Genomic DNA, 11642 nt, shown 5'->3' on the forward strand with positions numbered 1-11642 from the left:
TGGGAATCGTCACCCCGTTGATACCACACCGGCACCGCTCACCCACCGGCGCCGACCCGGATCTTGCGACGCTGCTCCCGGCGGTCCTCAGCAGGGCAGGATCCGCGGGCGACGTACCGGTCGGTGAACTCGTCCACCGCGTCGCGGACCGCGAGCGGGGCACCCTGCCGTCGCAGGACGTCACCCGCGGCGGTGAAGCAGGCCAGCGCCGCGGCGGCGAGCGCCGGGTCGGCGAGCCCTTCGCGCGCCGCGCCGACCCAGTCGCGGTGCCGGCGCAGCGGTGAGCGCAGCGGCTCGGTCGCCGCGGCCGCCGCCTCCGCGCCCTGCGGGTCGTCGAGCAGTGCGGTGACGACCGCGACCGGCACGACCCAGCCGTCGCCGGGCTGCTGGTCGATCATCCGCAGCTCCAGGTAGCCGCGCGGGCGCACGGGCGGCACGAGGGTGCCGAGGTGCCGCTCCAGGTCCTCCAGGGTGACGGGGCGGGGCCCGTACCCGCGCAGCCACCCGCGCATGGTCAGCCCGGCCGGTACGTGCCACCGCCCGGGCCCGGCGATCATCGCGACCTTCGCGGCCAGGGCGTAGCGGGACCACGCGGCGCGCGGGTCGCCGTCGCGGCGCGGCGCCCGGGTGCGGCTGGCGTCGGTGCCGAAGCGCAGGCCCTGCCGGTGCGACACCCAGCGCCGGCCGGACCTGGAGCGGTGCGGCGAGTTGGCGAACGCGGCCATGACCACCGGGCCGAGCGCGTCGGCGAGCCACCAGCGGCGCCGGTAACCGCCCCCGTCGCTGCCGTCCGCGTCGTCGCCGCCGGCGTCGAGGCACACCTGGATCGAGGCGGAGTTGCACATCACCTCGAGCCCGTTCGGGCCGGAGCGGTCGTGGTACTCGGCGAGCGCCACGTACCGCGGGTGATCGGTGACGAGCAGCGGCGCCCGTACGTCGTCGAGGCCGGTGCCGTCCAGGACCAGGCCGTGGCCGGCCAGCGCGGAGCGCACCAGGGCCAGGTCGCGGCCGAGGGCGGCGACGCAGCCGGCCATCGACGCGCCGACCGCCGAGGACAGCTCCAGCTGCCCGCCCGGCTCGATCGTGACGCCGCTGCCGCCGGGCAGCGGGTTGCCGAGGTGGGCGAGCAGGTCCAGCAGCCGCTGCGGGGCCGGCCGGTGCAGCGGCTTGCTCAGGTCACGCACGCAGTACTCCAGCTCGACGCCGACCCGACCGACAGGACCGACCCGGAACCCGGCGGCGGCCACGTACGCGGCGGCGGTTGCCTCGGTGAGGATGTCGTTCACGGCGGGCCTCCCGGAAGAAGGGTGCGAGCTACCCAGGGTGGTGTTTCGGGTGACGGAGTGCTGCGTGCGGCGGCGGATGCGGTGGAACGGGCCGGAAACGAACACGGCCGTGCCCGGCTGGTGACGCGTGGTGCGCCGAATGCTCGGAAACTGCGGCGGATGGCGGTGTCGTGCGGGCGGGTGTGGAGCGGCGGGGACCACCGGGTTGCGGGTCCGGCGGGTGCATTCCATTAGGCGGTCCGGCGCCCGTTCTGTCCAGCCCAGCCGGGCAACGCGTGGTGAACCTTGGCTGTGAACTGGCTGAATGCCGCAAGATCTCCCGGCCGTCCGGGGCCGCCGCGCGGATCCTGCGCCCGTGTCCGGTGCCGCTGCCCGGATCAAACAAGATCGACAGGAGTGGTTGTGTCGTCGTTTTTCGACAACCATTCAGCGGGATTCGGCGAAATGCATGCCGGGCGGAAATCCGGCCCGGGAACGCCGGTGCGCAGGCCCGGCGGAAATGATCGGGAAATGCGATACCGGGGTGGTGACGCGGACATGGCGGAGCCCCCGCGGGCGGTCGTCGGTGCCCGCGGGAACGCCCCTCCTGCGCCTCAGCGTGGGCTGGCGAAGTCCTGGGTCCAGTAGGGCACGCCGCGGCCGTTGTACGCCACCGCCACCCCGACGTTGCGGAAGCGGCAGTCGAGGATGTTCGCCCGGTGGCCGGGGCTGCGCATCCAGGCGTTCATGACCTCGGACGCGTTGCGCTGTCCCCAGGCGATGTTCTCGCCGTACGACGACCAGCGGTACCCGGCCGACGCCACCCTGGTGCCCGGCGAGCCGCCGCCGGGGGAGCCGTGCGAGAAGTACCCGCGGCCCGCCATGTCCCTGGAGTGCAGCCACGCGGCGTAGCTCAGCCGCGGGCTCAGCGTGACCGGGCCGCAGCCCGCCCGGGCACGCGCGGCGTTGGTCAAGGCGACCACGCCACGGACCGCGTTGTAGTCGGCGGCGAACGCCGGCACGGCCTCGATCGCGCCCCCCGCCGCGACGGCGCCCGCCACGACGGCGACGGCGACACCCTTCCGGATTCCCATCTCACCTCCACGAAGTAGGGCAGATGAGCCGAAAATAGAGGACCACCCTGTCGCTGACACCAATCTGACAAAACACGCATATTCCGGACGATGCTGCGCTACGGCCCGCGCGGCGCCGGCGGGTGCACGGGCGCTGATGTCACCCGTGTGGGTGACCGGTCTCCTGGCGAAGGCCGTCAGGCGTCCGCCGGCCCGTCGGCGGCGCCGCGGATGCGTCCGGCCGGGATCCCGGCGGCCCGCAGCGCGGGCACGGTCCGGGCGACGGCGGCGGGATCGCCCGCCACGAACGCCTCGTGACCGGCCCAGTCGCCGTCAGCCGCCGCGGTGAAGCGGTCGCGGATCAGCAGGGTGCCTTCCGGGGCGAGGTCGGCGAGGCGGTACAGGTCCCGTTCGGCGGCGGCCGGCTAGAACACCGTCACCGGCCGGCGGTCCCCGGCGGCCCGCAGCGCGCCGAGCAGCGCCCGCACCGGCGCCCGGCGTCGCGGGCCGCCACGACCAGCAGCGGCCGGGCCGACCCCGGGTCCACCGCCGGCACCCCGACCGCGGGGCGCAGCAGCAGCGCGTCACCGGCGGCGGTCCGCTCCACCAGGTCCGCCCCGGTCGGGTCCCCCGGCCGCGCGGTCACGTGCAGCTCCACCAGGTTCCCGGCGGCCGGCACGTTGCCGACCCAGCAGCACCGCCACCGTCCGGGCAGCCGCGGCGACTCGACCAGCGCGAGCTGCCCGGGCAGGTAGGGGTACAGGGCAGGTACGTGCGTACCGACACCACCGCCGCCTCCGCGCCCCGCCGCTCATGGACGGCGACCGGCGCGCTCCAGGTGGCCGGCTCGTGGGCGGCGGTCGCGGCCCTGTCCGCCAGCCACCGGGAGACGAGCCTGCCCGTGGTCGCCCACGCCTCCTCCTGGTCGCGGCGGACCACGACCCCGGGCGGGTTGGCCCGCAGCAGGTCCACGAACAGCATCGCCAGCTGGTCCAGCCGCTGCGGCGGCACTCCGAGCTGCGCCAGCACCGGGCGGCGGCGCCCCCACCGGCTGCGGCACGAGCGGGTGGGTCGTGGCCGGGCGGAGCGGCTGGGGTGGTGAGGGCACCGCGGGGTCGGGCCGATCGTGGTCACGCTCCGAGTGTGGTCCGGCGCGACCCGTGTCCGTGGCCGGTCGAGCGGATCGCCAGGATCAGGGGTGGGCCAGCGCGAGGTGCCCGGCGGACCCCGACAGGTCGAGCAGCTCGTCGACGGAGGTACGGGCGCCGAAGCGGAGCGCCCGGTCGAACGCCGCCTCCGGCAGCGCGGCCCGCAGCGCCTCCTCGGTCCGGCGGCGGCCAGGCAGCTCGCACGCCGGGGTCGGGGCGCCGATCTCGCGCCGGATCACGTCGGCCGCACCGAGCAGGGCGGCGGCGTGGGCCGGGTCGCCGAGGCGGCGGCGGGCCTCGGCGAACGCCTCCAGGACGCTCGCCGACCGCCACCGGTCACCGACCCGGCGGTGGATGGACAGGCTGGCGCGCAGGCGTTCGGCGGCCGAGGGGACCGCGTCGTCGGCGAGGTCGACCCGGCCGAGGAGGTCCTGCGCCCAGCCGATGCCTTCCGGGAACGCCAGCTCCGTGAACCGGTCGAGCGCCTCGACCAGGTGGCGGCGGGCCCGCGGCCGGTCGCCGCCGAAGTGGGCGACCGCGCCGAGGTGGGTCAGGGTCGACGCGACGGACTCCTCGTCGGCGAGGTCCCGGAACGCGGTGAGGCTCGCGTCCAGCAGCGCCGCGGCCGAGCCGAGGTCACCGGACAGCCACGCGGTGCCGCCCGCCAGCTGGGCGGCGCGGCCCTCGCCCCACGCGTCACCGGCGCTGCGGTACAGCGCCAGGGCCTCCTGCAGGAAGCGGCTGGAGCGCGGGTAGTCGGCGCGTTCCCGCTCGACGCTGCCGAGCAGGGTGAGCAGCCGGCCCCGGATCCGGACGTCGCCGTCCGGCGCGTCGGCCAGGGCGCGTTCGGCGAGGGCGGCCGCCGCCGGGTAGTCGCAGTCGAGCATGGCGAGCGTCGCGGCGGCCGAGCAGGCGGCGGCGCGCACCGCGGGCGGGGCGGCCGGGCGGCGCGCGAGGGCGCCGGACAGCCAGTCGCGGCCCTGCCGGTACACCCCGGTGAAATGCTGGAACGGTGCCAGCGCGGTCGCCAGGCGCAGGTCGTCGTCGGCGCCGGTGCCGGGGCGGCCGGACAGCCACAGCATGGCGGCGCGCAGGTTGTCCTGCTCCAGGGTGAGCTCGCGCAGCAGGTCGCGCTGGCCGGAGCCGTGGATCCCGGCGGCGGCGCGCTCGGCGAGCTCGAGGTGGAAGGCGGCGTGCGCGTCGCGGGCGGCGGCCTCCTCCTCGGGGACCTCGGCGAGGCGCGCGGCGGCGTACGCGGCGACCGTCTGCAGCATCCGGACCCGCCCGTCGCCGCCGGCGGGGTGCGGCTCGACGAGGCAGCGCCCGGCGAGCGCGGCGAGGAGCCCGGGCCGGTGCGCGGGCAGCACCGCGGCGGCCGGCGGGCTCCACCCGCCCCGGAACACCGCGAGCTGCCGCAGCAGCGCCTGTTTGTCCGGCGACAGCAGCTCGTACGACCAGTCGAGGGCCGCCCGCAGCGTGCGATGGTGCTCGGGGCCGGTCGCCTTCGCGTCGGCGAGGACCCGGAACCGGTCGGTGAGCAGCCGGTGCACCTCCGGCACCGACAGCAGCGCGGCGCGGGCAGCGGCGAGCTCCACCGCGAGGGGCAGGCCGTCCAGAGCCCGGCAGATGGCGGCGGCGCCGGCCCGGTGCGCCGCGGGCAGCGGCCGGCCGGTCCGCTCGAACATGCGGGCCTCGAACAGCCGCAGCGCCGTGGCGTCGTCCAGCGGCGCGACGCTCACCACGGTCTCCTCGGGCACGCCGAGCGGCTGCCGGCTGGTGACGAGCAGGTGCAGCGCGGGCGCGGCGGCCAGCAGCCGGGCGGCGAGCGCGGCGACGGGCCCCGCGACGTGCTCGCAGTTGTCGAGCAGCAGCACCGCCCGGCCGTCGCCGACCACGGCGGCCAGGGTGTCGACGGCGTCGAGGTCGGGGCGGCGGGACGCGCCGAACGCGTCGAGCACGAACCCGGCCGCGTCGCCCGCGGGGTCGCACCGGTCGGTGTGGCCGCCGGTGCGCATCGTGGTGAGGTCGGCGTACTGGACCGGCGGCGCCGCCGCGGCGGCCACCGCGACCGCGAGCCGGGTCTTGCCGCTGCCCGCGGTGCCGACCAGGGACACCAGCCGGTGCCCGGCGGCGAGCAGGCGGCCCGCGGCGCGCACCTCCGCGTCCCGGCCGACCAGGCTGGTGAGCGGGGCGGGCAGGGCCGCGGACTCCATCGCCGCACTGTACCGGCCCCGTTCCACCGGCAGGCTCCTCCGATCGGCGACCTCACCAGCCGAAACGTCCCCGGTGACGGCGAGGCGGTGGCAGCCGGCCACCCCGTGGGGGTATTGGTTGGCGTACGACCGCCCGGTCCCGGCCGCCCGCCGGTACCGTGGCGGGACCTGCGACGACGACGGGGTACGGATGGCGTTCCTGGTGGAGATGCCCGACGGTGGGTTCCTCGAGGTCGAGGAGCGCACCGACGTGGCACCCGACGACCTGTCCGTGATCGGCATCCTGGGCGCGTCGCCGCTGGAGGGCACCGGGCTGATCACGTTCGGCGCGGTGATCCGGGCCGGGCTGGACGAGGACCAGCAGGACGACTTCGCCGACTGGATCTACGACCGGGTGGTGCTCTTCGCGGAGCTCGGCGGCGAGGTCGACGGCTGGGAGCGCCTGGAGGACGGCACCTGGCGGGTGGAGGCCCGCTGGGAGTGACCGCCGCGGACACCGTCGGCAATTGCACGGCTATCGGTTTCGTGCAAGTTACGACGGTGAGTCAACGGTGAGGGTTCCGGCACACGAACCAGGGTCTCGTAACCGGACGGACCGGGTTACGCTCACCTCGATGACGATCGAGGTCCAGGGCGCCGGGCGCCGCTTGCAGGTCGGCACCGCCACCGAGGTCGGCCGGCGGTACCCGGCCAATTTCGACGTGCTGCACACCTCCGAGCTGCAGCGCCGGCCCGGCCTGTGCGCGGTCGTCGCCGACGGCATGGGCGCCGGCGAGGGCAGCCGCACCGCCGGCCGGACCGCCGTGGACATCTTCACCACCGCCGTGCAGGAGCACCGCGGCCCGTTCGCGCCGCCGCCGCTGTTCGCCGCGGTCGCCGACGCGCAGCGGCAGGTCCGCGCGGCCGGGCAGACCCTGCGGGAGCTGACCGGCTGCACGCTCACCGCGCTCGTCGCCGACGCGACCGGTGCGTGGGTCACGCAGATCGGCGACTCCCGGGTGTACCGGCTGCGCGGCGGCCTGCTCGAACTGCTCACCATCGACCACACCGAGGCGTGGCTCGGCGCCGTGCACGGCTGGTATCCGGCAGACTCGCCCCAGGCGGCCGCGGCCCGTTACCAGCTGCACCGGTTCATCGGCCACCCGGGCCTGCCGGAGCCCGACGTCCTGAGCGTCACGATGTTCCCCGGCGACGTGTACTGCCTGTGCACCGACGGGATCGCCGAGCAGGTGCCGTATCAGCGCATGGAGCAGACGCTGAGCTCCGCCGCGCCGCCCGACGTGATGGCCTCGGCGCTGGTCGCCGCGTCCCTGGAGGCCGGCGGCCGCGACAACGCCACCGCCGTCGTCGTCAAGGTCTTCTGAAGCTCCGACCGCGAACGTGCACGGTGCTGACCAGGCCGCTGTCCGGCCCAGCTGACCGATCCCCGTCGCGGGTGACCGGTGCCCCGCTGATCTTGCCTGCGTGATCCAAGGCGCGCGGTGGTCGTCTGGATGGCCAGGCTGGCCCTTCGATCATAGCGGGGCTGCTGACGGCGGGGGTGATCGTGGTTTGGGTGCTGGTTGTGTCTGGTTCGGGGGTGTGGGTCTGCGTGCCGGGCAACGCTGAGGCGGCTTGGGCGCGGCCGTGGGGCGACTTGGATCATGGGTCCCGGGTCGTGCGGTGGCTCAGGCCGCGGTGCGCAGGCGCTGCGTCGCCTCCCGTACGAGCTCGGCGAGCGGCTCGACCAGGTCGGGCCGCTGCGTCATCAGGTCGTCCAGGCGCACCCGCCACATGCCCGTCTCCAGGGCCGCGGCCTCGTAGCCGTAGCCGGCGGCGAGGCGGGCCCGGGACTGCATCACCAGCTGCCCGAACGGCGGCCCGGCCTGCGCGTTGATCCAGTTGGCGAACCAGACCGCCCAGTCACGGTCGGCGCACGCCCGGACGATCACCCGGGCGCCGTCCCAGGCGATCCGCGGCACGTGGAGGGTCGGCATGTATCAATGCTGCAGCGATCCCGTCCCCGGACGCAACCCCGTGCCCGCTTCGGCGGTCGTCGATGCAGTGGCGCTGCCTGCGGGCGGGTCGCCGGACGGTGAACGTGAGGGCCGGGGGGCTTGACGATCACCGTCCGCCGGCCCGCCGCGCCAGCTCCCGGTCGTGCCAGGCCTGGAACACCTCCCGCTTGCCGGCCGCGCGCTCGGCGACCTCGTCCGCGATGCCGTTGGCGGCGGTGAGGTAGCCGATCGCGGCGAGCAGGTCGCCGCACTCCTCGACCAGGCGCGCCCGCAGGTCGGTGCCGTCGTGATGGGCGGGCTCGCCGGCCGTGGTGATCAGCTTGCCGGCCACCTGGAGCAGCTCGCCGGCCTCCTCGGCGACCTTCGCCAGGCCGGGCCACACGTCGGCGCCGATGCCGAACGGGGCGGTCATGACCGGGTGCCGGGCGGTGTGGGGCGCATGCCGCCCATCATGCCGTGCGCTCACTGCCGTGCGCTCACTGCCGTGCGCTCACTGCCGTGCGCTCACTGCCGTGCGCTCACTGTCCGGTCGTTCACCGCCCGGCGCGCAGCCCCTCGGTCGCGGCGAACTCGAGGAAGTCCGCGGCGGCCGGTTCGACGGCGCCGTCCTCCTGGTACCGGAAGCTGACCGCCTCCTCGCACACCCCGTCGCGCACGACGAAGCCCCAGTAGTCGCCGGTGCCGACCGGCGCGACGGCGACGAACCCGCTGCCCGGCTCGTTCGCGGCGAGCAGCGTCTCGACCCAGCGGCGGCCCTCGTCGGCCGGGAGCAGCTCGACGAAGAGGAACCGGCCGGCGCCGTACCGCAGCAGGAACCGCCGGTACTGCTCCGGCAGCCGCACGCCGAGCCGCCGCTCGACCCGCGCCAGGTCCGCCTCGGTGGCCCGCCAGTGGTCGAACACCGCGACGTCACCGTCGCGCTCCTGGGCCGCGTACCGCCGCAACGCCTGCTCCAGCAGCCCGTCGAACTCGGCGAATCGCACCGCAGCAGTCTGCCATTCTTGGTCGCGACATCCACAACCGCGGAAGGTGCGACGTGACCGTTCTCGACCGGCGCCGGGTCCTCGGCTGGCGCAGCCGCCGGCAGCTGCTGGACCGGCCCGCGCACGCCGCCGACCCGGTCGCGGTCGTGCGCCGGCTGCTGGGCGTGCAGGCGCAGGTCGGCTCGTACGCCGAGCACGCCGTCGCCGCCCGCCAGGCCGTGCCGGACCCGGCGGCGCTGCGGGCCGCGCTGGCCGGCGGGGCGCTGGTGAGGACCTGGTCGGCGCGCGGCACCCTGCACCTGCTGGACCCGGCGCAGGCACCGGCGCAGCTGGCCCTGCTGGCGGCGACCCGCACCTGGGAGAAGGGGTCCTGGCAGAAGGCGTTCGTCACCCTCGAGCAGCTGGACGCGATCCGCGGCGCGGTGTGCGACGCCCTCGACGGCGCGCCGTTGACCCGCGAGGACCTGGTCACGGCGGTTGCCGGCCGCACCGGCGACCCGGACCTGGCGGAGCACCTGCGCTCCGGGTGGGGCGCGGTGCTCAAGCCCCTCGCCTGGCAGGGGCTGCTCGTGCACGGCCCCGGCGACGGCAATCGGGTCACGTTCACCCGTCCGCAGTGGTCGGCGCTTCCGGCGGTACCGGACGCGGCGCGGCTGGTCGTGCCGGCGTACCTCGGCGTGTACGGGCCGGCCTCGGCGGAGACGTTCGACCAGTGGCTGTGCCGGGGCGGGACGAAGAGGGCCGCGCTGCGCGGGTACTTCACGACGCTGGTCGCCGAGGGGCTGGTCGCCGAGGTCGAGGTCGACGGCCGGCGGCTCTACGCGCGGGCCGGCGACGTCGCGGCGATGGCCGAGGCCGAGCCGTTCGACGAGGTGCGCCTGCTGCCCGCGTTCGACCAGTTCGTGCTGGGTCCCGGCACGGCCGACCCGACGGTGGTTCCGCCGCAGCGCCGCGCCGAGGTCAGCCGGCCGCAGGGCTGGATCTCGCCGGTCGTGGTGCACGGCGGCCGGGTCAAGGGCGTCTGGCAGCGCGACGGCGGGCGGGTCGCCGTCGAGGTGTGGGAGCCGGTGCCGCAGGACGGGATCGACGCGGAGCTCGCGCGGCTGCCGGGGTGACTATTTCAGCAGGGCGCGGGCCTTCTCCGGGTCCAGCTCGCCCTTGCCGTCCAGGCCCGCCGACGGGCACTCCGGCGCGAGCGGGCACGCCCCGCAGGCCGGCTTGCGGGAGTGGCAGGTGCGCCGGCCGTGCAGGATCAGCAGCAGGTTGATCGGCACCCAGTCCTTCTGCTCGAACAGCGCCGACACGCCGAGCTCGGTCGCCTCGCCGTCCTTCTCCGGCCCCCACGACAGCCGGTGGGCGACCCGGCCCACGTGGGTGTCCACGGAGATCGCCGGCACCGAGAACGCGTTGCCCAGCACCATGTTCGCCGTCTTGCGGCCCACCCACGGCAGCTCGACGAGCTCGTCGAACGTCGTGGGCACCTCCCCGCCGTGCCGCTCCACGAGCACCGAGGCGAGCTTCATGACGATCTGGGTCTTCTTGCGGTAGTACCCGACCGGCATGAGGATCTGCTCCATCTCGCCGGGGTCGGCCGCCGCGAGGTCCGCCGCCGTCGGGTACTTCGCGAACAGCACCGGCGTGACCTGGTTGACCCGCTCATCCAGCGTCTGCGCCGCGAGCACGGCGGCGATGAGCAGCTGCAGCGGCGAGCCGAAGTCCAGCTCCAGCACCGGGTCGGGGTAGCGGGCGGTGAGCAGATCGAGGATCCGCCGGGCCCGCTCCGTCTGCGCCTGGTCGGGTCCCGCCGGCACCGCCCCTGCCACCTCCGCTGCCGCCGCCGCGACGACCTTCGCGGCCGCCTTCTTCGCGGTCGCCTTCTTCGCCGTGGTCTTGGCCGCCGCGGTGGCCTTCGCGGCGGGTGCCGCCTTCGCGGCGGGTGCCGCCTTCGCCGGGGCGACCTTCGCGGCGGCGGCCTTCTTCGTGGCCGTGGCTTTCTTCACGGCCGCGGCCTTCTTCGCGGGGGCCGTGACGCCGACGGCGGTGGGCTCGGCGGCTGCTGGGGTCATCTTGCGGCTCGGCACGGTGACGAGCCTACGTCGCCGCGAGGCTCGCCGAGGTCCGCCTCGCGGGTGTCAGGCCGCTCGTCCGAGGTCCGCCACGCGGGCCCGCCCGGTCCGCTCAGACGGCGGTGAACACGACCGCCCGGGCCGCCTTCGCCGCCTTGTCGTAGAGGTCCCGCAGGTGCCGGTACGCCGTCAGCGCCGCCGACGGGTCGCCGCCGACGAGGGTCCCGTACCGCTGCCGCAGCCACACCTCGTCGACCCGGCGCAACGCGAGCGCGACGGCCTGCGCCTGCGCGGCGGTGACGTGCCGCACGACGACCTCGCCGTCGCACAGGGGCCGGCCGCCGAGGACCGCGTGCGACAGCGGGAACGCCTCGCCGAGGCACCGCTGCAGCGGCTCCCAGGCGGTGCCGAGGCCAGCGGTCATCGGGTACAGGTGCGGCGGGGCGTCCTCGACGGTCTCCGCGAAGTGCCTGACCCCCGCCGCGTCCAGGGCCAGCAGCCAGCGCTCCTGCTTGTCGGTGACCGCGTACAGCGCGCCGTCCAGCACGCCCGCGATGCTACCGTCGGCCGTCCCCCCGCGACCGGTGAAGGAGCGGCCATGGCCGGCAAGAAGCGGGTCCCGCGCGGCCGCCCGGCGGCGCGGGTCGTCCCGCCCGGGCACAGGCTGTACCAGATCAGCATCAACGTGCTGGTGCACCCGGCCGACCTGGACGCGCTCACCGACCGGATCGCCGGCGCGCTGTGCCCGGACGCCTCGCACGAGGGCGACTGCCCCGACCCGTGGTCGATGATCACGACGGACGCCGGTGGCTACGACCGCCGGGCCCGGCGCCGGATGCTGGAGCAGATCCGCACGACGAACCCGCCGCCCGGCTCCAGCTAGCCGGGCGGCGGGTC

Annotated in this window: 14 protein-coding genes; 4 read left to right on the forward strand and 10 right to left on the reverse strand. The window is 75.7% G+C overall.

The features are described 5' to 3' along the window. Positions 1-38: 38 nt before the first annotated feature. The 5 genes from AB0H83_RS20960 to AB0H83_RS20980 all read right to left on the reverse strand — a co-directional run bounded on the left by AB0H83_RS20960 (position 39) and on the right by AB0H83_RS20980 (position 5699). Positions 39-1286, reverse strand: coding sequence for a glutamate-cysteine ligase family protein (locus AB0H83_RS20960; RefSeq protein WP_360096219.1), 1248 nt, complete (start codon positions 1284-1286; stop codon positions 39-41). A gap of 593 nt (positions 1287-1879) precedes the next feature. Beyond that, positions 1880-2359, reverse strand: coding sequence for a CAP domain-containing protein (locus AB0H83_RS20965; RefSeq protein ID WP_360096222.1), 480 nt, complete (start codon positions 2357-2359; stop codon positions 1880-1882). Between the two features lie 415 nt (positions 2360-2774). Further along, positions 2775-2984 (reverse strand): hypothetical protein, encoded by a 210-nt coding sequence (locus tag AB0H83_RS20970; protein WP_360096225.1) that lies wholly within the window; start codon positions 2982-2984, stop codon positions 2775-2777. After that, positions 2981-3472, reverse strand: a complete 492-nt coding sequence (locus AB0H83_RS20975; RefSeq protein WP_360096228.1) for a hypothetical protein — start codon at positions 3470-3472, stop codon at positions 2981-2983. The genes AB0H83_RS20970 and AB0H83_RS20975 overlap by 4 nt, the downstream gene beginning before the upstream one ends. A 58-nt stretch (positions 3473-3530) precedes the next feature. Further along, positions 3531-5699 carry a hypothetical protein gene (locus tag AB0H83_RS20980; RefSeq protein ID WP_360096231.1) on the reverse strand — a complete coding sequence of 723 codons (2169 nt, stop codon included), beginning with the start codon at positions 5697-5699 and terminating at the stop codon, positions 3531-3533. A 73-nt stretch (positions 5700-5772) separates the two neighbouring features. Here AB0H83_RS20980 and AB0H83_RS20985 point away from each other — a divergent pair, with 73 nt between their 5' ends. Next, on the forward strand, positions 5773-6183 hold the full coding sequence (locus AB0H83_RS20985) for a hypothetical protein (protein WP_360096234.1): 411 nt from the start codon (positions 5773-5775) through the stop codon (positions 6181-6183). Positions 6184-6313: 130 nt separating this feature from the next. Further along, positions 6314-7063: a protein phosphatase 2C domain-containing protein gene (locus AB0H83_RS20990; protein ID WP_360096237.1), complete on the forward strand. Its 750-nt coding sequence runs from the start codon at positions 6314-6316 to the stop codon at positions 7061-7063. 303 nt (positions 7064-7366) lie between these two features. On the opposite strand, the gene AB0H83_RS20995 is transcribed toward AB0H83_RS20990, so the two are convergent. The 3 genes from AB0H83_RS20995 to AB0H83_RS21005 form a co-directional block, all read right to left on the reverse strand. Then, complete coding sequence (locus tag AB0H83_RS20995; protein ID WP_360096240.1) at positions 7367-7675, reverse strand: hypothetical protein; 309 nt, start codon at positions 7673-7675, stop codon at positions 7367-7369. Positions 7676-7802: 127 nt separating this feature from the next. After that, the gene (locus AB0H83_RS21000) at positions 7803-8108 is read right to left on the reverse strand and encodes a hypothetical protein (RefSeq protein ID WP_360096243.1); all 306 of its coding nucleotides are present in this window, start codon (positions 8106-8108) and stop codon (positions 7803-7805) included. 121 nt (positions 8109-8229) lie between these two features. Next, complete coding sequence (locus AB0H83_RS21005; protein ID WP_360096246.1) at positions 8230-8679, reverse strand: SMI1/KNR4 family protein; 450 nt, start codon at positions 8677-8679, stop codon at positions 8230-8232. Between the two features lie 53 nt (positions 8680-8732). On the opposite strand from AB0H83_RS21005, the gene AB0H83_RS21010 reads away from it, so the two are divergent. Further along, the gene (locus AB0H83_RS21010; RefSeq protein WP_360096249.1) at positions 8733-9794 is read left to right on the forward strand and encodes a crosslink repair DNA glycosylase YcaQ family protein; all 1062 of its coding nucleotides are present in this window, start codon (positions 8733-8735) and stop codon (positions 9792-9794) included. Here AB0H83_RS21010 and nth read toward each other — a convergent pair whose 3' ends face one another. Both nth and AB0H83_RS21020 read right to left on the reverse strand, forming a co-directional pair. Then, positions 9795-10760: an endonuclease III gene (gene nth / locus AB0H83_RS21015; RefSeq protein WP_360096252.1), complete on the reverse strand. Its 966-nt coding sequence runs from the start codon at positions 10758-10760 to the stop codon at positions 9795-9797. A 97-nt stretch (positions 10761-10857) separates the two neighbouring features. Next, entirely contained in the window at positions 10858-11292 is a 435-nt protein-coding gene (locus tag AB0H83_RS21020; protein ID WP_360096255.1) for a DUF1877 family protein, read from the reverse strand. A gap of 51 nt (positions 11293-11343) precedes the next feature. Here AB0H83_RS21020 and AB0H83_RS21025 point away from each other — a divergent pair, with 51 nt between their 5' ends. Continuing rightward, entirely contained in the window at positions 11344-11628 is a 285-nt protein-coding gene (locus AB0H83_RS21025; protein ID WP_360096258.1) for a hypothetical protein, read from the forward strand. The last annotated feature ends 14 nt before the right edge of the window (positions 11629-11642 follow it).

The sequence above is a fragment of the Dactylosporangium sp. NPDC050688 genome, assembly GCF_040654515.1.
Classification (GTDB): domain Bacteria; phylum Actinomycetota; class Actinomycetes; order Mycobacteriales; family Micromonosporaceae; genus Dactylosporangium.

Excerpts from the sequence above, each read along its gene's own strand:
- AB0H83_RS20965 (WP_360096222.1), bottom strand. The coding sequence starts at position 2,359 with ATGGGAATCCGGAAGGGTGTCGCCGTCGCCGTCGTGGCGGGCGCCGTC.
- AB0H83_RS20980 (WP_360096231.1), bottom strand. The coding sequence starts at position 5,699 with ATGGAGTCCGCGGCCCTGCCCGCCCCGCTCACCAGCCTGGTCGGCCGG.
- AB0H83_RS20990 (WP_360096237.1), top strand. The coding sequence starts at position 6,314 with ATGACGATCGAGGTCCAGGGCGCCGGGCGCCGCTTGCAGGTCGGCACC.
- AB0H83_RS20995 (WP_360096240.1), bottom strand. The coding sequence starts at position 7,675 with ATGCCGACCCTCCACGTGCCGCGGATCGCCTGGGACGGCGCCCGGGTG.
- AB0H83_RS21000 (WP_360096243.1), bottom strand. The coding sequence starts at position 8,108 with ATGACCGCCCCGTTCGGCATCGGCGCCGACGTGTGGCCCGGCCTGGCG.
- AB0H83_RS21025 (WP_360096258.1), top strand. The coding sequence starts at position 11,344 with ATGGCCGGCAAGAAGCGGGTCCCGCGCGGCCGCCCGGCGGCGCGGGTC.